Origin of the sequence: Bradyrhizobium sp. 41S5 (assembly GCF_011516665.3) — a bacterium.
Taxonomy (GTDB): Bacteria; Pseudomonadota; Alphaproteobacteria; order Rhizobiales; family Xanthobacteraceae; genus Bradyrhizobium; species Bradyrhizobium quebecense.
On sequence record NZ_CP083721.1, the window covers coordinates 5,674,632 to 5,697,592 of the forward strand.

The 22,961-nt window shown below is 64.1% G+C and carries 21 protein-coding genes and 1 pseudogene; 7 read left to right on the top strand and 15 right to left on the bottom strand.

The window, feature by feature from the left end:
• Positions 1 to 550 precede the first annotated feature (550 nt).
• The 3 genes from HAP47_RS27550 to HAP47_RS27560 are packed head-to-tail and all read right to left on the bottom strand — an operon-like array spanning position 551 to position 3,482.
• Positions 551 to 1,600, bottom strand: a complete 1,050-nt coding sequence (locus tag HAP47_RS27550) for a hydroxyacid dehydrogenase (RefSeq protein ID WP_173641899.1) — start codon at positions 1,598 to 1,600, stop codon at positions 551 to 553.
• A gap of 15 nt (positions 1,601 to 1,615) precedes the next feature.
• Complete coding sequence (locus HAP47_RS27555) at positions 1,616 to 2,512, bottom strand: amidohydrolase family protein (protein ID WP_173641898.1); 897 nt, start codon at positions 2,510 to 2,512, stop codon at positions 1,616 to 1,618.
• 4 nt (positions 2,513 to 2,516) lie between these two features.
• Complete coding sequence (locus HAP47_RS27560) at positions 2,517 to 3,482, bottom strand: Bug family tripartite tricarboxylate transporter substrate binding protein (protein ID WP_173641897.1); 966 nt, start codon at positions 3,480 to 3,482, stop codon at positions 2,517 to 2,519.
• A gap of 186 nt (positions 3,483 to 3,668) precedes the next feature.
• Between HAP47_RS27560 and HAP47_RS27565 the strand changes: the two genes are divergently transcribed.
• Entirely contained in the window at positions 3,669 to 4,229 is a 561-nt protein-coding gene (locus HAP47_RS27565) for a thiamine pyrophosphate-binding protein (RefSeq protein ID WP_173641896.1), read from the top strand.
• An 8-nt stretch (positions 4,230 to 4,237) separates the two neighbouring features.
• Entirely contained in the window at positions 4,238 to 4,840 is a 603-nt protein-coding gene (locus HAP47_RS27570) for a thiamine pyrophosphate-dependent enzyme (protein ID WP_173641895.1), read from the top strand.
• Positions 4,841 to 4,957: 117 nt separating this feature from the next.
• Here the strand turns inward: HAP47_RS27570 and HAP47_RS27575 are convergent, their stop codons facing one another.
• The 5 genes and pseudogenes from HAP47_RS27575 to HAP47_RS27595 all read right to left on the bottom strand — a co-directional run bounded on the left by HAP47_RS27575 (position 4,958) and on the right by HAP47_RS27595 (position 8,065).
• The gene (locus HAP47_RS27575) at positions 4,958 to 5,362 is read right to left on the bottom strand and encodes a ketopantoate reductase family protein (RefSeq protein ID WP_173641894.1); all 405 of its coding nucleotides are present in this window, start codon (positions 5,360 to 5,362) and stop codon (positions 4,958 to 4,960) included.
• Positions 5,363 to 5,547: 185 nt separating this feature from the next.
• A pseudogene (locus tag HAP47_RS41650) lies at positions 5,548 to 5,934 on the bottom strand (ketopantoate reductase family protein); the annotation flags it as partial.
• Positions 5,935 to 6,115: 181 nt separating this feature from the next.
• Positions 6,116 to 6,505, bottom strand: a complete 390-nt coding sequence (locus HAP47_RS27585) for a DUF1236 domain-containing protein (RefSeq protein WP_173641893.1) — start codon at positions 6,503 to 6,505, stop codon at positions 6,116 to 6,118.
• A 217-nt stretch (positions 6,506 to 6,722) separates the two neighbouring features.
• Entirely contained in the window at positions 6,723 to 7,505 is a 783-nt protein-coding gene (locus HAP47_RS27590) for an NYN domain-containing protein (protein WP_173641892.1), read from the bottom strand.
• 152 nt (positions 7,506 to 7,657) lie between these two features.
• Positions 7,658 to 8,065 (bottom strand): hypothetical protein, encoded by a 408-nt coding sequence (locus tag HAP47_RS27595; protein ID WP_173641891.1) that lies wholly within the window; start codon positions 8,063 to 8,065, stop codon positions 7,658 to 7,660.
• Positions 8,066 to 8,431: 366 nt separating this feature from the next.
• On the opposite strand from HAP47_RS27595, the gene HAP47_RS27600 reads away from it, so the two are divergent.
• Together HAP47_RS27600 and HAP47_RS27605 are read left to right on the top strand one after the other, a co-directional pair.
• Complete coding sequence (locus HAP47_RS27600) at positions 8,432 to 9,844, top strand: MFS transporter (RefSeq protein ID WP_173641890.1); 1,413 nt, start codon at positions 8,432 to 8,434, stop codon at positions 9,842 to 9,844.
• Between the two features lie 116 nt (positions 9,845 to 9,960).
• On the top strand, positions 9,961 to 10,719 hold the full coding sequence (locus tag HAP47_RS27605) for a GntR family transcriptional regulator (RefSeq protein ID WP_173641889.1): 759 nt from the start codon (positions 9,961 to 9,963) through the stop codon (positions 10,717 to 10,719).
• A gap of 6 nt (positions 10,720 to 10,725) precedes the next feature.
• Here the strand turns inward: HAP47_RS27605 and HAP47_RS27610 are convergent, their stop codons facing one another.
• The 6 genes from HAP47_RS27610 to HAP47_RS27635 all read right to left on the bottom strand — a co-directional run bounded on the left by HAP47_RS27610 (position 10,726) and on the right by HAP47_RS27635 (position 15,983).
• Complete coding sequence (locus tag HAP47_RS27610; RefSeq protein ID WP_173641888.1) at positions 10,726 to 11,835, bottom strand: Zn-dependent alcohol dehydrogenase; 1,110 nt, start codon at positions 11,833 to 11,835, stop codon at positions 10,726 to 10,728.
• Positions 11,836 to 11,871: 36 nt separating this feature from the next.
• Complete coding sequence (locus HAP47_RS27615) at positions 11,872 to 12,180, bottom strand: DUF6166 domain-containing protein (protein ID WP_231169006.1); 309 nt, start codon at positions 12,178 to 12,180, stop codon at positions 11,872 to 11,874.
• Between the two features lie 28 nt (positions 12,181 to 12,208).
• Entirely contained in the window at positions 12,209 to 12,406 is a 198-nt protein-coding gene (locus HAP47_RS27620; RefSeq protein WP_024579640.1) for a hypothetical protein, read from the bottom strand.
• 33 nt (positions 12,407 to 12,439) lie between these two features.
• Positions 12,440 to 12,796 carry a hypothetical protein gene (locus tag HAP47_RS27625; protein WP_173641886.1) on the bottom strand — a complete coding sequence of 119 codons (357 nt, stop codon included), beginning with the start codon at positions 12,794 to 12,796 and terminating at the stop codon, positions 12,440 to 12,442.
• Entirely contained in the window at positions 12,783 to 13,580 is a 798-nt protein-coding gene (locus HAP47_RS27630) for a sterol desaturase family protein (RefSeq protein ID WP_173641885.1), read from the bottom strand. The genes HAP47_RS27625 and HAP47_RS27630 overlap by 14 nt, the downstream gene beginning before the upstream one ends.
• Positions 13,581 to 13,853: 273 nt before the next feature.
• Positions 13,854 to 15,983 (bottom strand): acetate--CoA ligase family protein, encoded by a 2,130-nt coding sequence (locus HAP47_RS27635; RefSeq protein WP_173641884.1) that lies wholly within the window; start codon positions 15,981 to 15,983, stop codon positions 13,854 to 13,856.
• 217 nt (positions 15,984 to 16,200) lie between these two features.
• On the opposite strand from HAP47_RS27635, the gene HAP47_RS27640 reads away from it, so the two are divergent.
• The 3 genes from HAP47_RS27640 (at position 16,201) to frc (ending at position 20,055) form a co-directional block, all read left to right on the top strand.
• Positions 16,201 to 16,896 (top strand): GntR family transcriptional regulator, encoded by a 696-nt coding sequence (locus HAP47_RS27640; protein ID WP_050387017.1) that lies wholly within the window; start codon positions 16,201 to 16,203, stop codon positions 16,894 to 16,896.
• A gap of 87 nt (positions 16,897 to 16,983) precedes the next feature.
• Positions 16,984 to 18,717 (top strand): oxalyl-CoA decarboxylase, encoded by a 1,734-nt coding sequence (gene oxc / locus HAP47_RS27645; RefSeq protein WP_173641883.1) that lies wholly within the window; start codon positions 16,984 to 16,986, stop codon positions 18,715 to 18,717.
• 60 nt (positions 18,718 to 18,777) lie between these two features.
• Positions 18,778 to 20,055 (top strand): formyl-CoA transferase, encoded by a 1,278-nt coding sequence (gene frc, locus HAP47_RS27650; RefSeq protein ID WP_173641882.1) that lies wholly within the window; start codon positions 18,778 to 18,780, stop codon positions 20,053 to 20,055.
• A 206-nt stretch (positions 20,056 to 20,261) separates the two neighbouring features.
• Here the strand turns inward: frc and HAP47_RS27655 are convergent, their stop codons facing one another.
• Complete coding sequence (locus HAP47_RS27655; RefSeq protein ID WP_173641881.1) at positions 20,262 to 22,865, bottom strand: MASE1 domain-containing protein; 2,604 nt, start codon at positions 22,863 to 22,865, stop codon at positions 20,262 to 20,264.
• Between the last annotated feature and the right edge of the window lie 96 nt (positions 22,866 to 22,961).

Here is a 22,961-nt window from a genome sequence, read left to right on the forward strand (position 1 = left end):
CGATCTGCGCAATGCGGCGGCCGATCCTGGCGGGCGCGTTGCGGAGCAGTGACTGGACCTGTCGCATGACATTTCTTCCTTCCGTGCCCGGAACGGCCGGGCACAAAGGGAAAATGGCGATATCGGGCTAAGCCGTCGATATCTCGGGGAAAATAGCAACGGACGCGTTGTGAGGTGGTGCTTTGGCAGTGGGTTTATTGCCTCGATCGAGGCTACGACGAAGGAGATTTTCTCCGGTGTTTTCGCGCGAGCAACAACACTCGCAGGCTGGCCATTTGCGTGAGGGACGCACTACCGAAGCAGTTCCGCCCTTGCGGTATCTCTCTCCGCAAGGCCGGGCGCTTGCACGATTTCTGAATATTGGAAATGTACCCTTGAGTTGCCCGACGCGTCAAGTTGCCTGGTCGAACTGCCGGCAGCCGCCAGCTCCTTTGCATGGGGTTGTTTTCGATATTTGGCCGCGCGCAGCCGCGGCCTCGCAATGGGGAGGCCTGACCAGCGTGCTCACCTCACCTGGCTGACTTCATCGTTGACAGCAATGATCGTCGACCTACCCCGGCATAAACCCGAACGCCTTCTCGAACCGCTTCACGTAAACCGGCCAGACCTCGGGATTGATGATGCGCGGCGGGCGCTTGCCGTCGAGTGCATCGAGGATCTGCTCGGCTGCGATGCGGCCCATGTTGATGCGCGCCTCGCGGGTGACGCCGGCGGTGTGCGGGCTCGCCAGCACGTTGTCGAACCGCAAGAGCGGATGATCCGGCGGCGGCGGCTCCTTGGCCCAGACGTCGAGGCCGGCGCCGGCGATGCGCTTTTCGCGCAATGCCTCTTCCAGTGCCTTCTCGTCATGAATGAAGCCGCGCGCGGTGGTGACGAAATAGGCGTGCGGCTGCATCAGCGCGAATTCGCGCGCGCCGATCATGCCTCGGCTCTTGCCGTCCAGCGGACAGGAGATCGAGACGAAGTCCGCGCGACGCAGGAGATCGTCGAGCTCGACCTTCTCCCCGCCCCGCTTCGCCATCTCCTCCGCCGTGAGATATGGATCGTAGGCGATCGCCTTCATGTGCAGCAGCCCCTTGCACAGCTCGGCGATGCGGCGGCCGACATTGCCGAGGCCGACGATGCCGACGGTCTTCCCGTTCAGCTCATTGCCGATCAGGTCGTTGCGGTTGACGTTGGCCTCGCGCCGCAGCCTGCGGTCGGACTGGATGATCCGCTTCGACAGCGTCAGCATCATGCCGAGCGCGTGCTCGGCGACCGAGTTGGCGTTGCCGCCGGACTGGTTGACCACGAGCACGCCCGCCACCGTGCAGGCATCGACGTCGACGGGATCGAACCCGGCGCCGTTCGACGAGACGATCAACAGGTTCGGCGCGCGCTTCAACAGCTCGGCATGGGCATGGAAATGCGGCGCCAGCTCATCGCGGGCGGCGCCGATCTGATAGGCATGCGCGTCCGCCAGAACGGGGGCGAATTGCGCCTCCGGCGTCTCGTTCTCCAGACGGTCGAGCCGGACATCCGGCCGCTTCTTCAGGATGTCGACGTAGATCTCGTGGGCGAGGTATTTGACGTAGAACACGCGCTTGTTGTTGACGGTCATGTGTTCGGGCAGCTTTCAGTTTGGGAAGCCATAGAGTCGTGCGGGATTGTCGACGAGGATGCGGTGTCGTGTCGCGGCGTCCGACGTCCACACCTGGAACAGCGTCAGCAGATGGCCGGCGTCGGGCATCTCACCCTCGACGCGCGGATGCGGCCAGTCGCCGCCCCATACGAGCTGTTCGGAATTGGCAGCGACCAGCGCCTCGTGGAACGGCCGCGCGTCCGGATAATCGGGCGCCCGCCGGCTCAGGCGATGCGCGCCCGAGAGCTTGGCCCAGCACCAGCCCTCGCCGACCGCGCGCAGCAGGCTCTGAAAGCCCGCGGTGTTGATCCCGGCGGCGGCATCGGTGCGGCCCATGTGGTCGACCACGATCGGCAGGCCCAGCGCCTTCAGTGTCGGGAGCGTGTCAGGCAAATCCTTCACGTCGATCCAGAGCTGCAGATGCCAGCCGAGTTCGGCCATTACAGGCGCGTGCGTCTCGGCGACGCCGAGCGGAATGCCGCCGCGATAGTGCAACTGTCCGCCGCGGAAGAAATGGTTGAAGCGCAAGCCGCGGACGCCGAGCACATGCCATTGCCGCAGCGTGCCCGCCGCGACATCGGCATCGGCCACCGCGACGCCGCGCAGCCGCGCCGGCTCGCGCTGCAACGCATCCAGCATCGCCGAATTGTCGTGGCCATGCGCGCTGCCCTGCACCAGCACGCCGCGGGTGAAACCCAGTGCGTCGAGCATGCCGAGATAGGTCGCGAGCGGCGCGTCCGGCGGTGTGTAGCTGCGATCGCCGGCATAGGGAAAGCGGTCCGCCGGGCCGAACACATGCGCGTGGGTATCGCAGGCCTTTGGCGGCAACTTCTCTCTGGGCGGCGTCACCGGACGCGGCGGCAGGCAGGCGGGAATCTCTGATGCAGCCATCTTCCTACTCCGCCTTCATGCCGGCGGCCTTGATGATCGGGCCCCATTTGTCGTAGTCGGCCTTGATCTTGGCGACGAATTGTTCCGGCGTCGAGCCGATCGAAATCGCGCCGAGCTTGCCGAGACGCTCCTTCACGGCATCGGTGTTCACGGCCGCCACGAAATCGTGCGAGATCTTTGCGACGAGATCGGCGGGCATGTTGCCGGGTCCGAGCAGGCCCCACCACACCTCGGTGTCGTAGCCCGGCACGGCCTCCGACATGCTGGGCACGTCGGGCAGGAACGGCGCACGCGAGCCCGTCGTCACCGCCAGCGCGCGCACCGTGCCGGCCTGCAGCTGCCCGACCGATTCCGGCCCGTTGTTGAACGACATCGGAATCTGTCCGCCGAGCAGATCGTTGATCGCGGGCGCGCCGCCCTTGTAGGGGATCGGATTGAGATCGATCTTCGCAAGGCTGTTGAGCAGTTCGCCGGCCAGATGGGTCGAGGTGCCGTTGCCGGCATGGGCGAACGACAGGCTGCCGGGCTTCGCCTTCGCCGCGGCGATGACATCGCTGACCGACTTGTACGGTGAGTCCGCACGCACCAGCAGCACGTTGGGCGATGACGCCAGCAGCGAGATCGGCGAAAAATCCTTGAACGTGTCGTAGGGCAGTTTTGGATAGAGGAATGGATTGGTGGCGTGGCCGCTCGCCACCATGATCAGGTTGTAGCCATCGGGCGCGGAGCTTGCGATCGCCTGCGAGGCGATCACCCCGCCGGCGCCCGGCCGGTTCTCCACCACGATCGACTGCGTCCAGGTTTTCGACACGGCTTCGGCCAGCGTCCGCGTCAGCACGTCGACGCCGCCGCCGGGCGGATATGGGACGAGAATATGAACGGCCTTTGCCGGGTATGGCTGCGCGGACGCAAGACCGGCCACAAAAATGGCCGCTGCCGCAATGGCGGTCCGCCAGACCCATCCGGCCATCGACGCCTCCCGTCCCTTGATCGTTCCGTCGCTTTGTCGTTACCGCCTGTATCGCACGCCGGTCAGGCGCTGCGATGGCCGAATTGCGCAGATCGCGTTGCGACCGCGACATGTTGACAATCGTATAGTCAGCGTCAAGTTTCGAGCACCAAGCGGCCATCAGCGTCGCGCGAGAGGGAGAACAGGATGGCGGCCGCGGAACAAGCCTCGTCCAAGGATAAAGCCCAGTCAGCGACCACCTGGCACGGCATCGTGCTGCAGACGCTGAAGCGGAACGAGATCAAGCTGGTGCCCTATGTGCCCGACCGGGTGCTGACCACGCTGATCAAGGACCTGCACGCCGATTCGTATTTCACGACGTTTCCGACCGCGCGCGAGGAAGAGGCCGTCGGCATCGTCTCCGGCGCCTGGATGGCCGGCACGCGCGGCGCGGTGCTGATGCAGACCTCGGGCTTTGCCACGCTCGCCAACGTGCTGGCCTCGCTCGCGGTGCCCTACCAGATCCCGCTGATCATGTTCGTCTCCGAGCGCGGCACGCTCGGCGAGTTCAATTACGGCCAGGCACTGGTCTGCCGCACCATGCGCCCGGTGCTGGATTCGCTGGCAATGGAACATCACACCATCACCCGGCTCGACGAGCTCGAATTCATCGCCGACCGCTCGATCAAGCAGGCCGTCACCACCCAGGCGCCGGTGGCGCTGATCCTCTCGCCGCTGCTGACCGGCGGCAAGACCTTCGACAAGTGAGATCAGCCATGACCGACACACACGCGCGCAACACCAAGGTGATGAACCGCTTCGACCTCACCCAGCGCCTCGTCGCCGGGCTGAAGGACGAGGCCGTGATCGGCGGCATCGGCAACACCAATTTCGATCTCTGGGCCGCCGGCCACCGGCCACAGAATTTCTACATGCTGGGCAGCATGGGGCTGGCGTTCCCGATCGCGCTCGGCGTCGCGCTGGCGCAGCCGAAGCGCCGCGTGTTCGCGCTCGAAGGCGACGGCTCGCTCTTGATGCAGCTCGGCTGCCTCTCGACCATCGCGACGCTGGCGCCAAAGAACCTGACCATGGTGGTGATGGACAATGGCATCTACCAGATCACAGGCAGCCAGCCGACGCCGGCGGCAGGCCATACCGACATCGTCGCGGTCGCGCTCGCCAGCGGGATTGCGAGCAGCTCCTGGGCCGCCGACGAGGACGATTTCGAGCGGCTGATCGAGCAGTCCAAATCGGCAGCCGGCCCGACCCTGATCGGTGTCCGCATCGACGACAAGCCCGGCACCGGCACCACCCGCCGCGACCCCGTGCAGATCCGCGAGCGCTTCATGCACGGGATGGGAGTAAGGCAGCTGCTGTAAGCGAACTGCCGTCATTGCGAGCGAAGCGCAGCAATCCATCTCGCCGCGTATGTGGAGGCATGGATTGCTTCGTCGCTTCACTCCTCGCAATGACGACGGTCACTATTCCTCGCTACCTCAATTCAGCCGCAACTCGGTGACGTGCCGGGGATCCGGCGCGAGTTCGCCGCGCTCGACGCGCTTGACGATGTCGGTCAGCGCGGCGTTGGCATTGCAGGCGAGGCCGAGCTTCTCGCCCTCGCGCACCACGAAGCCGTTGAGGAATTCGATCTCGGTGCGGCGGCCCTTTTGCATGTCCTGGCCCATCGAGGGGCGCTGCGCCGATGAAGTGCGCTTGGCATCCTCGAAGCGCTGCTCGTCGCAGGCGCGCGTCGCGGCCTCGTCGCCCTCGCCGGCGCGGGCAATGGTCTCGGGCGGCAGATGCAGGATCTCTTCCAGCTGATAGCCGTGCGCCTGGCCGACGCGGATCGCCTCGCTGCCGAGCCGCGTCGAGAAGCGGCGCAGCGGTTCGCTTTGCAGCACCTCGAGGTCACCTTGGCGCTGTCGGAGAAGCCGACCAGCCGGCACACCTCCTCTGCCCGCGCGGTGATGCGGCCATGCACCTCGCCGGCGCGAAACACTGTGTGAGCGGCGCCACCCTTGCCGGCTCCGCGGTGGATGTGGCCGGGCTCGGGCAGGTTGACGGTGATGCTGCTCGCGATGCAGCCGAGCGTCTTGCCCCAGCCGACGATATTAGCAATCGCCTCCTCATTCATGCAGTTCTGCAACGACACGACGTAACCATCAGCGGCGAGATATTGCCGGATCAGCATGGTGGCCCAGGCCGTGTCGTAGGACTTCATGCAGACGAAGGCGATGTCGACCGGCTTTTCCTTTGCCAATTGCTGCGCGTCGGTGACATCAAGCGCGCGCACCGGCACCGAGAATTCGGCAACGTCCATCGCGTGCGTGACGCGCAATCCGTGCTTGCGCATGTGCTCGACATGCTCGGGCCAGGGATCGATGAAGGTGACGTCCTCACCCGCCTGCACCATATGCGCTCCGGCATAGCCGCCGACCGCACCCGCGCCGACGATCGCGATCTTCCGACCCATGTTTCCACCCTGCTCTTGATTGCGGCGGACGCTAGCTGCGTCCGCTTGTTGCGGGCCAGTCTAGAGGATCGAGCCGTCAGGCCAACCGGGCCCCTTATGAAAAAAGCGGGCCCGTGCCATGCGAAAATCCCCGCGAGCCATGAGCCCGCGAGGATCTTTGCAGTTGGAAATATCGGCGCGATCAGTCGATGATCTTGACGACCCGGCGGGTGCGCGGCTCCACAATCACGCGGCGATCATTGACAACGGCGTAGCGGTATTCGGTGTAGCGCGGCACCGGACGAAGCACGACGGTGTCAGGCAGCGGCTCGCCGACCACGACGCGCTCGCGCACCACAACCGACGGTTCGTCGCGCGGGATCGATGTGATCACCGCATTCGGAATCTCGAGGCCGGCGCCGACCGCAGCACCAACGGTGCCGCCGACGATCTCGCCAACCGGGCCCGCGATCTCGCCACCGGTCCGCGCACCGTTCGCGGCGCCCGCCGCAGTTGTGGACTGTGCGAAGGCCGAACCGGACACGAGCATCGACGCGGCGGCAACAAGGGAAACGGCAAAACGCTTGTTCATGATTCTCCTCCTCCGAGCTATGAGACGCCCCTTCAACATCGCAGGGAACGAGACGTTCCAGTTCCAACGTGACAACTTGCGCGCAAATTCCAGTTCCGCAGCAACTCGCTTCGGTTCCGGTTCAAATGAAAATGCCGCTCCGGATCGTGCCCGAAGCGGCATTCATCATTGGTTCAGATTCAGAGATGGTTCAGAGCAGGAGCGCGTTGCGCGCCGTTCATTCCGGCGGCTTTTGATCGGCTCGTCGTCTTGGCGTTCGCCGTCTTGGCGGCGGTGCGGCCGCCTGCTTGATGCGGATTCGCGTCGTCCCGCCCTTGGGCTGTTCGATCTCGAAGGCGTTTGTCCTGCGCACCAACTCGCTCAGGGTGCGGAAGCCGTAAGTCCTTTGATCGAAATCCGACGCCAGATTGGCAAGCTGCCGTCCGACCTCACCAAGCGTAACCCAGCCGTCTTCGCTGGCCATCTGGCCGATCACCTTCTTGAGGATGGGCGTGGCGGCGTCCGGCGGCTGCAACGGCTGGGGACGCACGGCCGCATCCTGATTGCTCGTCACGCCGCCGCGCAAATTCTCGGTGTAGACGAACCTGCGGCAGGCCTGCCGGAAGCTCTCCGGCGTCTTCTGCTCGCCGAACCCGAACACGTCGATGCCGTGCTCGCGGATGCGGGCGGCGAGCCGGGTGAAATCGCTGTCCGACGACACCAGGCAAAAGCCATCGAACCGACCGCTGTGCAGCAGGTCCATCGCGTCGATCACCAGGGTGATGTCGGATGCATTCTTGCCGGTCGTATAGGCGAATTGCTGCTGCGGGATGATGGCGTGCTTGGACAGAATGTCGGCCCAGCCCTTGGACCTCGGATTGGAGAAGTCACCATAGATGCGGCGCACGCTGGCCTCGCCGATCTTGGCGATCTCCTCGAACAGCCCATCGGCGATCCTTGCAGATGCATTGTCGGCGTCGATCAGGACCGCCAGACGGGGCGAACGGAGTTCGGAAGGCATGGCTTCTCTCTGCTGGGATGGGATGGATCAAGATTCCGCTGACGGCTCCGGAACCGACGCAGCCGTCGCATCGGAGCACATCGCGCGTCCCAAGCATAGGGGCGGTGGCATCGCCGGGACTATCGCGGCGAAAGCACCCTCGGGCGGTGTGGTCAGAGCACCTCGCCCATATCGATCGCGCGCCTGGCGAACTCGATGGCCTTCTCCGCGGTGATCGCATCCGCTGTCGTCGTCGCCTCGTCGCGCACCGACGGCGGAGACGCGATCCGGATCTTCTTGCCGTTCGACCGGCGGATCGTCGCGCGCCAGCGATCGACATCGCGCCGGTAGGCATCGATCACGAAATCCCGATAGGTGACGCCGCTCATGAGCGGCTGAAGGGACGCGGCTTCGAGACCGGCCGGCCGGCTTGCGACATCGCGCACCATCTCGACAATCATCTCGACGGCATGCTCACGCGCGGCGCCGGTCGCGTCCCTGAGCAGATAGCTCACCGCCGCGCCGATCTGCGCCCGTGCGCGATCGTCGCTCGCAAAATCCAAATCGACCTGAACTGACATGATGGGGAAAACGCCTCCTCCGGACCCAATATCGGATACCTCCAGGCATCCGGCACGTCGCAACCACGAGACCTTTAGTCGGCCCCCATTAAAACCGGATTATCGGACAGGCCCCGATTTCTCGGATGCCGTTAACCGGGCTTTGATGCCGCTTCGGAAGATGTCCGAAGCGGCATCGAACGTCGATCGGATCACAGCAGGCCAGCGCCGCGCGCCGATTTGTCCCCGGCCCTGTCCGGCGCGCAGGCCAACTCGCTCCCGCCAATTCGCGCGTGATCACCAATTGACATATCACTGCTATCCGTGTGACATTTTATGGAACAGGGCCGACAAGAGCCCGGCAACGTCCATCTGGGGAGGACAGCAATGACCATTTCCGACGTCACCGCAGCGGCCGGAAGCCGGGCTCCGGCCGCCGTCGCGCGCACCGCGCAGGCGCAGCAGGTCGCCGACATCGCGGCACGGCTCGAGCGCCTGCCGCTGACCTCCTATCAACGATGGATCTTCGGGATCATCGCAACCGCATGGTTCTTCGACAGCATGGACCTGGCCGCGCTGACCTTCGTGCTCGGCTCGATCCGCCAGACCTTCGGCCTGTCGACGGCGGAAACCGGGCTGCTGTCCAGCATGAGCTTCCTCGGCATGTTCGTCGGCGCCGCGTCCGCCGGCCTGCTGGCCGACCGTTTCGGCCGCGCCCGCGTCTTCCAGGTCAGCATGATCTTCTGGGGCTTGGGCAGCCTGTGCTGCGGTCTCTCGACGACGGCGACCGCGCTCGGCGCTTCCCGCCTGCTGCTCGGCTTCGGCATGGGCATGGAGTTTCCGGTCGCGCAGTCGATGGTCTCGGAGATCATGCCGGCCCGCAACCGCGGCCGCTACATCGCGTTCCTCGAAGGGTTTTGGCCGCTCGGCTTCATCGCTTCGGGCCTGCTGACCTACTTCGTGCTGCAGGCCGCCGACTGGCGCTGGGTCTTCATCCTGCAGGCGATCCCGGCCGTGTTCGTGCTCGTGGTGCGACGCTACGTTCCGGAATCGCCGCGCTGGCTCGCTTCCCACGGCTATTCCGAGCGGGCCGAAGCGACCGTGCGCGACATCGAGAGCAGGGTCCGGAATCGTCTCGGCAGCAAGGATCTGCCGCCGGTCGTACGCCAGGCCGCCGCTCCCACGTCCGAAGTGACCGGCCTGAGGACGCTGTTTTCGGGCATCTACGCCAAGCGGACCACGATGTTGTGGACCTTGTGGTTTTTCGCCCTGCTCGGCTTCTACGGTCTGACCACCTGGCTCGGCGCGCTGCTGCAGGCCAAGGGATTCCCGATCACCAAATCGGTGTTCTACACTATCCTGATCTCGCTCGCGGGCATCCCCGGCTTTCTGGTCTCGGCGTGGCTCGTCGAATCCTGGGGCCGCAAGGCGACACTGGTGATGAACCTGCTCTGCGGTGCGATCGCCTGCCACTTCTACGGCTCGGCGGCGGACCAGACCCAGCTCATCATGGCCGGCCTCTGCATGCAGTTCTTCCTGTTCGGCATGTGGTCGGCGCTCTACGCCTATACGCCTGAACTATATCCGACCCATGTCCGCGCCACCGGAACCGGTTTTGCCTCCGCGGTCGGCCGAATCGGTTCGCTGATCGGCCCCTATGTGATCGGCGTGATCCTGCCCGCGGCGGGACAGAGCGGCGTGTTCGCGCTCGGCGCCGGCGCGTTCGTGGTGGCGGCGCTGGCGGTGCTGTTGCTCGGCGAGGAAACCCGCGGCCGGACGCTGGAGAGCATTTCGCACTGATGATGCGCCGCTGTTCGCTGCACGCGACCGGATTCGGTGCAGCGCCGATCGAGCGGCCTTGTCAGTGCCAGCGGGGCGTGTGAGATATCTGCTGTACAGCAGCACCCAAGATCCCGATGGCAGATTCGAACAAGCGATCCAGCACGGTGCGCGCCCGCGCAGCAGGAAGCCGCCGGCCGGCGCGGCAATCGCCGGCCGCCGCCGGCAAGCCGCGCGCTGCCGCGCAGGCCCTGCTCCCGCAAGGCGACGTCACCCTCACCGATCGCGCCTATGCCGAGCTGGAAGAGCTGATCGTGACGCTGCAACTGCCACCCGGCACCGCGCTGTCCGAGCTCGTGCTCGCCAAGCGGCTCGACATCGGCCGCACCCCGATCCGCGAGGCGTTGCAGCGGCTGTCGCGGGATGGACTCGTCAACATCCTGGCCCGTCGCGGCGTGCTGGTGTCCGAGATCGACCTGCGGGCCCAGCTACGCCTGCTCGAGGTGCGCCGCGAGCTGGAACGGCTGATGGCGCGCGGCGCCGCCGAGCGCGCCACCAGCGAGCAGCGCGCGCAGTTCTCCGAGATAGCCGCCGGCATGCGGCGTGCGGCGGAAAAGTCCGACGATCTGCTGTTCATGCGCCTGGATCACCAGTTCAACACACTGATCTCGGCGGCGTCGCGCAACGAGTTCGCCTCCCGCGCCATGGGCCTGATGCACGGCCTGTCGCGCCGATTCTGGTACCAGCATTACAAGGAGGCGGCCGACCTGCCGCTCGCAGCGCGGCTGCATGCCGACGTCGCCGAAGCCGTCGCGGAGCGCCGCGTCGACGCCGCGGGCGCGGCCTCTGACAGCCTGATCGACTACATCGAAAGCTTTGCGCGTTCGACGCTGTAAGGACTTTCAGAGCTCAACGATCGTGCGGATCGAGCGGCCGCGCCGCAACGCCTCGAAGCCGTCATTGATGCCGTCGAGGCTGCAGCGGCCGGTGATCAGCTCGTCTAGCTTGAGCCGGCCGTCGAGATAGGCCTGCGCCAGCAACGGAAAGTCGCGCCGTGGCCGCGCGCCGCCGTAGCTCGAGCGGCGAAATCGCTTCTCGCCCATCAGCGCGCCCCAGCGGAAACTCACGTCTTGCGTGACGTCGATCTTGCCGAGCCAGATCACCTCGCCGCCCGGCCGCACCGCCTCCGCGGTCTGCCGAAACGCCAGTGGATGGCCCGCCGCCTCGAGGATGACGTCGGCACCCCGCCCGCGCGTCGCCTCCTTGGCGAACTGGACCGGGTCCTCGCGCGCCGCGTTGACGGTGTGCGTCGCGCCGAGTTGCCGCGCCAGTGCAAGCTTTGCATCATCGAGGTCGACCGCGATGATCGCACCGGCGCCGGCGAGCCGGGCGCCCTGCACCGCAGCCAGCCCGACCGCACCGCAGCCGGTAACCATCACGGTATCGCCATATCCGATGTCCGCGACGTTCAGCGCAGCGCCTACTCCGGTCATGACGCCGCAGCCGATCAGGCACGCACGATCGAACGGGATGTCCTTGGGCACGACGATCGCCTGCTGCGCCGGCAGCACGAGGTATTCCGAGAACGCGCCGAGGAACATCAGATGGGCCAGGCTGCCGCCGCCCGCGAGCTGCGCCTTCGACGCGCCGTCGAAATGCATGCCTTCCGCGCCCCTGGCGAGATAAGTCTCGCACAGAATCGGCTGCGCGCGGTCGCAGTGAAAGCAGTGCCCGCAATGCGGATTCCAGGAAAGGATCACGTGATCACCGGCGCGCACGTCATGCACCGCGCTGCCGACCTCCTCGACCACACCGGCCGCCTCGTGCCCGAGGATCATTGGCAAGGGATAGCGCAGCGACCCGTCGATCACCTCCAGATCGGTGTGGCAGAGCCCCGCGGCACGCACTTTCACCACGACGTCGGTCGGCATCGGTGCAGCAAGCGAAACGCGCTCGATGGAGAGCGGCATTCCGCTTTGATGCAGCACCGCCGCGCGACAGGTCAGGGTCATCTCGAAGAATTCTCCGGCGGAGAAATCCGCGTCGGGTCAGGCAGCTTGTTCGGATCGCAGTGCCGCGATCGCCTCGTCGAGGTCGGCCGAGGAGAGCTCCCATTCATTGCCGAAATTGGCGACGATGCGCCGCATGAAGCTCTCGTGCAGCGCCTTCGCCGCGGTCGCGTCGTGCAGATGATCGTAGAGCAGCGCGAAGGCCAGCTGTGCCGGCTCGGGTCCCTCGTAGCTCCATTCAAATCCGTGTTCGGTGAGCCGAAGCTGGTCGTAATGCGGTGACAGCGGCTCGCCGTCGACCAGTACGGAAATGCCGTCGATGGTGCGGTCCCCGGCATAGCTCGCCATCGGTGCCTCCCTGTGCTGCAGCATCATATCAGGATCCCGGCGGACGCATCTTGAGGTCCTTCTTGACGACCTCGGGGAAGATCCACATTGCGACGGTGGCGAATACGCCAAGGAAGGCGACCGCGTAGCTCGGTCCCTGCTGTCCGAGATAGACCATGAAAAAGTATCCGCAGGCCGCCGTGGCAAGGCACGCCAGCGAGAGCATGAGCTTGATGTGGCTTGGCATCGAGACCTCCCTTCAGGTCATCCAGATGTGAAACTACGGTGCAGCCACGCCGACGAGCAGCGCAAGCGCCGCGATCATGGCGCAGCAGGACAGCCGCAATCCCGCGCGTCCGTCGCGCCACCATTCCGGCAGCGCCTGAAACAGCCCGGGCAGGAACAGGAACAGCACACCACCCACCACAACGACGGTGGTCCAGCGCAGCTCGACCAAGGCGAACGCCAGCGTGCCGGCGAGCAACATCAGCCACAATGCGGTCGTCATCGTCACCGGCAGAACGGCGCGTCCACGCAGCGGATACATCCCCGCCAGCTGCAGGAAGCCGATGCAGCATACGCTCCACAGCAGGCCGAACCAGGCGAGGCCGGCTAGATTGGGTTCAAGCTGCGGCATGCGGCACCGATTGCTCCTTCACCACGACCCGCGGCGTCCGCGCCGTGCGCCGCATGTCGGTCTTCACGTAGCGCGTGCTGTAGCCGTTGAAGATGTGGCCAAGCAGGCCGCGGTTGAGATCGGAGGTGCCGAACACATAGTCCATCACCGGGAAGGTCAGGTTCATGTTCCGCTCCATCATGATCGACTGGTTGTGATGGGCGGTATGATGCCGGCGGATGGTGTTGACGAACGGCATGTTGCGCACGAAGGCATTTTCCTCGACGTGGCAGCAGAAGTGCATGAATTCGTAGATCAGGTACATCGACGTCGTCGTGGTGATCAGCAGCCAGCCGGTATTGGCCGAGATCACGAGGCCGGCGACGATCGCCGGCGGGATCGACATCAGGGTAAACACCACCAGCGCATAGGGCGGGAAGAAGGTGACGCGCCAGTCGTGATGGTCGGCGAAGCGCATTTCCTCCTCAGTGAAGAACTGATGGTGCATCAGGGTGTGGCGGCTGTAGATCGCGCGCAGCAAGGGCACGTTCGAGGGCCGGTGCATGACGAAGCGATGCACCGCCCATTCGAAGAAGTTCGCAATCAGGAACACCACCGGAATGGTGAGGTATTCCCACCACCTCACGTCGTGCACATTGGCCAAATAGACGTACAGCGCCGTGAAGCCGATCGTGTAGATCAGCACGACGTGCAGCCAGCCATTGTACCAGCCCACCACGCGCTCGCGGTAGGTCGCGCGATACTTGCGCTGGCGGTCGGTCATCCCTGTTGCAGCCAACTCCATCGCGGCACCCTCCATCATTCTTATCTGACATATCAGTAGCACATCAGATGCGAAAGGCAAGCTGCCTTGGGGAGCCGAACGCGATCGGAAAAAGGGAACGACGCGCGGAACCCGCGCAAAGCGGAGCAGGAAAGCCCGGGCTGATTTCGAACGATCGGGCTGATGTCGCCCTTCCCCCTCCATCGCCGGCAAAGGCTCGAATGGGAGCGCCCCAACAAAAGGCCGCCCCGGACAATGTCCGAGGCGGCCTCTGGTCTTCGGCAGATCAGACGATCAGAGCAGTCCCGCGCCGCGGGCCCACTTGTACTTGGCGCCGAGCACCTCGACCGGCAGCTCGGTCGAATAGGCGTAGGCCGGAATGCCGTTCTGGTAGAGATATTCGGCCGCTTCCTCGACCTCGACGTCGCCGGCGAGCGAGGCGACGATCGGCTTCACGAAGCCCTTGGCCTCCATCTCCTTCTTCACCTCGACCATGTTGCGCGCGAACACCATCGGCGGCGTCACGATGGTGTGCCAATAGCCGAGGATCAGCGCGTGGATGCGCTCATCGGAGAGACCGAGCTTCACCGTGTTGACGTAGGTGATCGGCGGCTCGCCACCGGTGATATCCACAGGATTTCCAGCCGCGCCGAACGGCGGGATGAACTTGCGGAACGCCGCATCGAGATCCGGCGGCATCTGCATCAGCGACAGGCCGTTGTCGACGACAGAGTCCGAGAGCAGCACGCCGGAGCCACCGGCACCAGTGATGATCAGGACGTTCTCGCCCTTCGGCGTCGGCAGCACCGGAACGCCGCGGGCGAACTCGAGCAGCTGCCGGAGCGAGCGAGCGCGGATCACGCCGGACTGCTTGAACACGTCCTCATAGATCTTGTCGTTGCCGGCGAGCGCGCCAGTGTGCGACGACGCCGCCTTCGCACCCGCAGACGTGCGGCCGGCCTTCAGCACGACCACCGGCTTCTTCTTAGAGACGCGTTTCGCGGCCTCCGCGAAGGCACGGCCGTCCTTCAGGTCTTCGCAGTGCTGCGCGATCAAATTGGTGTTCGGATCCTGCTCGAAGAAGGCGAGCAGATCGTCCTCGTCGATGTCGGACTTGTTGCCGAGGCCGACGATCGCCGACACGCCCATCTTGGCCGAGCGCGAGAAGCCGATGATCGCCATGCCGATGCCGCCCGACTGCGACGACAGCGCCGCGTGGCCCTTGACGTCATAGGCAGTGCAGAACGTGGCGCAGAGGTTGGCCGGGGTATAGTAGAAGCCGTAGATGTTCGGCCCCATCAGGCGGATGTTGTACTTCTTGCCGACCTCGACGATCTCGGCCTGCAATTCGGGCGCGCCGGCTTCGGCAAAGCCCGAGGGAATCAGCACCGCACCGGGGATTTTCTTCTCGCCGCACTCGACGAGCGCGCCGGCGACGAATTTCGCCGGGATCGCAAACACCGCCGTGTCGATCACGCCGGGCACGTCCTTGACGCTCTTGTAGGCCTTGTAGCCGAGGATCTCCTCGGCCTTCGGGTGGATCGGATAGATCTCGCCCTTGTAGCCGCCGTTGATGAGGTTCTTCATCACGGAGTTGCCGATCTTGCCGTCCTCGGCGGAGGCGCCGATCACCGCAACGCCCTTCGGCTGCATGATGCGACTCATCGCGGCGACGATCTCTTCGGTCGGACGCGGCGCCGGGCGCGGCTTGTAGTCGAAATCGACGACGATGCGGACGTCGGCGGCGATCGCGTTCTTGCTGGTGGCAAACACCGGATTGAGATCGAGCTCGACGATCTCGGGGAAATCGCTGACCAGCTGCGACACCTTGACGATGATTTCGGCGAGCGCCTCGCGATTGACCGGCTCGCCGCCGCGCACGCCCTTCAGCATCTCATGCGCCTGGATGCCGTCGAGCATCGACAGCGCATCGCCCTTGGTCGCGGGCGCGAGGCGGAAGGTGATGTCCTTGAGGATTTCGACCAGCACGCCGCCGAGGCCGAAGGCGACCAGCTTGCCGAACGAGCCGTCGGTGATCGAGCCGACGATCACCTCGGTGCCGCCGCCCAGCATCTGCTGGACCTGGATGCCCTCGATCTTGGCATCGGCCTTGTACTTCTTGGCGTTGGCCAGAATCGTCTCGTAACTCTTCTCGGCGTCCGCGGCGCTCTTGACGCCGACCACGACGCCGCCTGCCTCGGTCTTGTGGAGGATGTCGGGCGAGACGATCTTCATCACCACCGGGAAGCCCATGTCGGAGGCGATCCGGGCAGCCTCGGCGGCCGACTTGGCGACGCCCTCCTTAGGCACCGGAATGCCGTAGGCGTCGCAGACCACCTTGCCTTCGGGCGCGGTGAGGCTCGTGCGCTTGTCGGCCCTGACCGCATCGAGAATTTTGCGGACCGCATCCTTCGAATTTGACATTGGCTTCCTCCTGGGACAGATTTCGTGGCATTTGGTATGCCAAAAACGTAATTGTCAAGGTCGGTCGACGTGCAAAAATACCGAAAAATATGGGCAGCTTGACATTCTGGTATTTGGCATGCCAAAAATCTAAGGTACTTTCTTCTGCTAAGAAGACGTCTCCAAGAGGAGGAGACGAGTCGTGCCAGAACCGAAACAGACCAAGGCGTCACCCACCATGGCTGACACAGATATCGCCATCGTCCGGATCGCGCCGGAGACGAGCTTCAAGAACAAGGCCTATGAGGCCTTGAAAGAAGCGATCCTGAAGATGGACATCTACGCGACGCCGGAGCCGGTGATGCTCGACGAGCGCGCATTGTCGGAGCGTCTCGGCGTCAGCCGCACGCCGATCCGCGAAGCGATCGCGATGCTCGAGCAGGACGGATTCGTGAAGACCGTGCCGCGGCGCGGCATCGTTGTGGTCCGCCGCACCAAGGCGGAGATCGTCGATATGATCCGCGCCTGGGCAGCGCTGGAAAGCATGGCGGCGCGCCTGATCACGACCACCGCGCGCAAGAAGGACATCTCGGCGCTGCGCGACTTCTTCAAGGACTTCAGCGACGATCGCCTGCCGCAGGATCACGTCGAGGAATATTCCAAGGCCAACATCGCCTTCCACCAGGCGCTGATCTCGCTGTCGGAATCGCCTGTGCTGGTCGACCTCACCAATGACCTGCTGCTGCATGTGCGCGGCTATCGCCAGCTCACGATCGGCCGCAAGGATCGCACCGCGACCTCGCTGCCCGAGCATCTCGGGATCATCGAGGCACTGGAAGCGCGCGACACCGAGCTCGCCGAAAAGCGCGCCCGCGATCACACGCTCGGCCTTGCCGCCTATGTCGAGGCGCACGGCCAGGAGTTATTCACGTAGAACCGATCACGTAAGTTTGAGAGTCCACACCCGCTTCAGACGACGATCAGATCGTCCGAACAAAGAACGATCAGGGAGACGATGCCGATGCTGAATACCGCTACGAAGTCCGAGGCACCGGGCACCGAGCAGGAACTAACCGATGGCTTCCACCTCGTCATCGATGCGCTCAAGCTCAACGGCATCGACACCGTCTATGGCGTGCCGGGTATCCCGATCACGGACCTGGGCCGCATGGCCCAGGCGGCGGGCATTCGCGTGCTCTCGTTCCGCCACGAGCAGAATGCCGGCTATGCGGCCTCTATCGCCGGCTTCCTGACCAAGCGTCCCGGCGTCTGCCTCACGGTGTCGGCGCCCGGCTTCCTCAACGGCCTCACGGCCCTCGCCCACGCTACCACCAACTGCTTCCCGATGATCCTGATCTCGGGCTCGTCCGAGCGCGAGATTGTCGACCTGCAGCAGGGCGACTATGAGGAAATGGACCAGCTCGCGATCGCCAAGCCGCTATGCAAGGCAGCGTTCCGCGTGTTGCACGCACAGGACATCGGCATCGGCCTTGCGCGCGCGATCCGCGCCGCGGTGTCGGGCCGACCGGGCGGCGTCTATCTCGACCTGCCCGCAAAGCTGTTCGGCCAGGTCATGGACGCGGCGGCCGGTGAGAAGTCGCTGGTCAAGGTGATCGATGCTGCGCCGGCGCAGCTCCCTGCCTCGTCGGCGGTCAAGCGCGCGCTCGACGTGCTGAAGAACGCGAAGCGTCCGCTGATCATCCTCGGCAAGGGCGCAGCCTATGCGCAGGCCGACGAGGCGATCAAGAATTTCGTCGAGAAGAGCGGCGTGCCGTTCCTGCCGATGAGCATGGCCAAGGGCCTCTTGCCCGATCTGCATCCGCAATGCGCGGGTGCGGCGCGCTCGACCGTGCTGAAGGAAGCCGACGTCGTGATGCTGATCGGCGCCCGCCTCAACTGGCTGCTCTCGCACGGCAAGGGCAAGACCTGGGGTGAAGCTCCGAAGAAGTTCATCCAGGTCGACATCGAGCCGAAGGAAATGGATTCCAATGTCGAGATCGTCGCCCCCGTGGTCGGCGACATCGGCTCCTGCGTGTCCGCGTTCCTCGACGCCATAGGCGCCAACTGGTCGGCCGCGCCGAGCGACTGGCTCGCCACCGTGGCGAAGAAGCGCGACGACAACGTCGCCAAGATGGCGCCGAAGCTGATGAGCAACGCCTCGCCGATGGATTATCACGGTGCGCTCGGCGCGCTGCGCACGATCATCGCGGAACGTCCGGACACCATCTTCGTCAACGAAGGCGCCAACACGCTCGACCTCGCCCGCGGCGTCGTCGACATGCACAAGCCGCGCAAGCGGCTCGACGTCGGCACCTGGGGCGTGATGGGCATCGGCATGGGCTATTCGATCGCGGCTGCGGTCGAGACCGGCCTGCCCGTGCTCGCGGTCGAAGGCGACAGCGCGTTCGGCTTCTCCGGCATGGAGGTCGAGACCATCTGCCGCTACAAGCTGCCGATCTGCGTCGTGATCTTCAACAATGACGGCATCTATCGCGGCACCGACGTCAACAGCGCGGGCGAGGATCCGGCGACCACCGTGTTCGTCAAGGGCTCGCGCTACGACAAGATGATGGAAGCTTTCGGCGGCGTCGGCGTCAACGCCACCTCGCCGGACGAGCTGAAGCGCGCGGTCAATGCGGCGCTGGATTCCGGCAAGCCGACCTTGATCAACGCGGTGATCGACCCGGCGGCGGGCTCGGAGAGCGGCCGCATCGGCAATCTCAATCCGCAAAGCGTGCTGAACAAGAAGAAGTAACCCCCTAACCCCAATCACTCCCTGCGGGTGCAGGGGCAGACAGAGTACGGAGCAATAGATATGACCAAGGCGCTCAAGGGCGTTCGCATTCTCGATTTCACCCACGTTCAGTCGGGTCCGACCTGCACGCAATTGCTGGCCTGGTTCGGCGCCGACGTGATCAAGGTCGAGCGTCCCGGCGTCGGCGACATTACGCGCGGCCAGCTGCAGGACATCCCGAACGTGGACAGCCTGTATTTCACCATGCTGAACCACAACAAGCGCTCGATCACGCTCGACACCAAGAACCCGAAGGGCAAGGAAGTGCTGACCGCGCTGATCAAGCAGTGCGACGTGCTGGTCGAGAATTTCGGTCCCGGCGTGCTCGATCGCATGGGCTTCCCCTGGGAGAAGATCCAGAGCATCAACCCGAAGATGATCGTCGCCTCGATCAAGGGTTTCGGCCCCGGCCCGTATGAGGATTGCAAGGTCTACGAGAACGTCGCGCAGTGCACCGGCGGCGCCGCCTCGACCACCGGCTTCCGCGACGGCTTGCCGCTCGTCACCGGCGCGCAGATCGGCGACAGCGGTACCGGGTTGCACCTCGCGCTCGGCATCGTCACCGCGCTCTATCACCGCACCCACTCCGGCAAGGGCCAGCGCGTCACCGCGGCGATGCAGGACGGCGTGCTCAACCTCGCCCGCGTCAAGCTGCGCGACCAGCAGCGCCTCGCCCACGGTCCGCTCAAGGAATACAGCCAGTTCGGCGAAGGCATTCCGTTCGGCGATGCCGTGCCCCGCGCCGGCAACGATTCCGGCGGCGGCCAGCCCGGCCGCATCCTGAAGTGCAAGGGCTGGGAGACCGACCCGAACGCCTACATCTACTTCATCACCCAGGCCCCGGTCTGGGAGAAGATCTGCGACGTGATCGGCGAGCCGAGCTGGAAGACCGATCCGAACTACGCCAAGCCGGCGGCCCGCCTGCCGCGCCTCAACGAAATTTTTGCCCGCATCGAACAGTGGACGATGACGAAGACAAAATTCGAGGCGATGGAGATCCTCAACAAGGACGACATCCCCTGCGGCCCGATCCTGTCGATGAAGGAGATCGCCGAAGACCAGTCGCTGCGCGCGACCGGCACCGTGGTCGAGGTCGATCACCCGACCCGCGGCAAGTACATCTCGGTCGGCAACCCGATCAAGCTGTCGGATTCGCCGAGCGAAGTCGCCCGCTCGCCGCTGCTCGGCGAGCACACCGACGAGATCCTGCGCGAGGTGCTCGGCTTCAGCGATCACCAGGTCGCCGAGATCCACGACTCCGGCGCGCTCGATCCGCCGCGCAAGCAGGCGGCCGAATAACGGCTGCGCTCAATCAAAACGACAAATGGCCGCGGGGAACCGCGGCCATTTTTGTTCCGGCTGATCGTCTGCACCGGACATTCATGAGCTCGATGCCATATGTCTGTCCAGGGCGAAGTGCGGATAACCCATTCAGCTTTTGCGACAATAGCCTGTTCGATCACTGCGCCGGTACCGCCGAGCAACGCCCGCGAGGGTGCGACCGGTCAACTTCTGCGCACCGCGTCGGCGGTGCTTGACGCCAAGGGTATGCCGGATGATCGCGTCGATCTCGGCGGCGCAAGATCCTGGATAAAATCTCTTAGCGCCTCGGTATCGAACGGCTTGCGGAGTATTCTCAGGCTTGGCGGAGCTGCTTTTGCAGCATCGCTGTAACCGGTTGTGAGGGCTATGGGCAAACCGGGGTACCGCGACCGAACTTCCCTCGCGAGCCCGACGCCATCGATGGTCCCTGGCATGACGATATCGCTGAAGACGAGATCGATCTTCGTACCGGTATCGAGCAGTTTCAATGCCGCTTCGGCCGAATCTCGATAGATGGTTTCATAACCCAGATGCTCGAACAGCGATGATGTCACATCCGCCACTTCGGGGCTGTCGTCGACAACGAGAACCGTCTGTCGCGGCGGCTGCCTTGGCCTTGCCCGGGCAGCGGCGAGCTCTTTGCTGGTGATCTGCTCGTCCGCACAGGACGGCAGATAGATTGTAATCGTTGTTCCCTGTCCGACCTTGCTGTCTGCCGTCACGGTTCCGCCCGCCTGGTGCGCAAAACCATAAACTTGGGACAAACCGAGCCCGGTCCCCTTGCCGACCTCCTTGGTCGTGAAAAACGGATCGAACATCTTGGACAGCAGATTTGGCGGAATACCGGTGCCCGTATCGCCAAGTGTGATCGCAAAGAAGGCCTTCCCACGGCGATCGCCGCCGGTTTCCTGATTGGCGGTGACCGCGTGGACGGACAACGTGAATGTGCCGCCGCTTGTCATTGCATCTCGCGCATTGACGGCGATGTTGACGATCGCAAGTTCAAGTTCGGCGAGGTCAACCTTGACCGGCGCAACACCGTCGCCAACGTTCTCGTTGTACACGATGTTCCCGCGCAGCGAGCTCTCGATCATGGTCCGCATGTTCTTGATGGACGCATTCAGATCGACGACCGTCGGGCTGAGATGCTGGTGACGAGAGAACGTCAACAATTGTCGCGTGAGACTCTCGCCGCGTTTGGCCGCGGTTTGTATGGCTTCGATGGCCTTTGGCAGTTTTGGATCAAGCAGGCGTTGAAATATCTGGGCACTTCCTCCGATGATCATCAATAGATTGTTGAAGTCGTGTGCGATCCCGCCGGTCAGCTTGCCGATTGCCTCCATCTTCTGAGACATCGCGAGCTGTTCGCGCGCCTGGACCAGCTTCTCCTCCGCGTCGCGCCGCTCCGTCGCGTCGCGCAGGATACTGATGAAGCCGATCAGATTTCCTGCGTCATCACGGCTCGAAGAGACTGAGCCCGTGATGAAAAACGGCGTACCATTCTTTCTGATACGCCAACCCTCTACGTCGTACTTGCCGCCTTCGATTGCCGACTCCAGCGCGTGTGTCGGTGAACCCGCGCGGCGTTCATCCGGCCGATAGAATATCCCGAAGTGCTTGCCTATGATTTCTTCCGAGGTGTAGCCGATGATCTTTTGAGCGGTGCTATTCCAGCTCGTGACGTGTCCTTCTCGATCAAGCGCAAAAATTGCATAGTCGACAACGCCTTCGATGAGGGTCTGGAAGTGCCGTCTGATGCTGTCGAGCGCCAGGGCTTTCCGTTCAAGTTGACTGTTCAGCTGGTCCTGCACGGAAAGCAAATGGGCTTCCCTGGCCTGCCGCGTCGCACTTGCCGCGGCGAGCGCAAGAGGAGGCGCCGACACGATGATCGAAAGCACGAACAAGGATAACAGCGCTCCGTTCGGATCGATTTTCGGAAATGGATCATTCCCCACCGAGAAACCCCATACGGCAGTTCCGATGAAAATCAACGCGGCCGTCGCCACGGTGCATCGATCGCCGCGCAGGCCGGCCCAGATCAAGGGCAGCAGAACCAGAAAGCCCAGAAGGCTCCGATGTGGCAGCGACACGTCGAGCCCGTTGCTGACGAGATCGCTACCGATCAGCGGGCTGTAAGCAGCGAGCCCGATGATACCAGCGAGAGCAGCGACCGTGATCGATTCCAACAGAGCCCATTTGGAAGCAATGCGTAAGGGCATCGTCGCCCAGAGCACGATGACCGGAGCAATCACCAGGGCCTCAGCAGCGTCCGCAAGCCACCAGGTCAACCCGGTGACGACGGAATCGGAAAAGCTTGCTTCGTTGATGAGCGTGAAGCCGGCCAAGGCGATGGCTGAACTGATGATCGTGGTCGGCGCAAAGCAAATGATTGCAAACTTTGCGACACCGGATGGTGTGGCAAGCGTCTGGCGACCGTTCGACCAGCGGCCAATCAGCCATGTTCCGGCACATGCGGCAAGGAGGCTGCCGATCCCGGCGGCGCCGATCTCCAGGAGCGATCGGTCGGCCATGAGGTAAGGTGAGAGAGCCCCCACCAGGATCGCGGGCCAGATCCGGTAGCCGCGCAGCAGGACCAGCGCGAGCGCAAGCCCGGTTGGTGGCCATAGCGGTGTCGCGGCTGGATTGATTGCGGGAAGCAGTCGCGCAGATTCGGCAAGACCAGCATAAATTGCGGCAACTATCAGGATTTCGACCGCGTAGGTCGCAACGCTCCGAGCGTCGCCAAAAGCGAAAGTCCTGGCCTTGTCGACCGTTGCCCTTTCCATCGCAAGCCTTTGCAGTGGGCATCTCAAGGATGCGAATGCAGTTTTGACCAAAACATGGCCGCACGATCGTGAGTAGAGAGGCGCTCGGCAACTTCG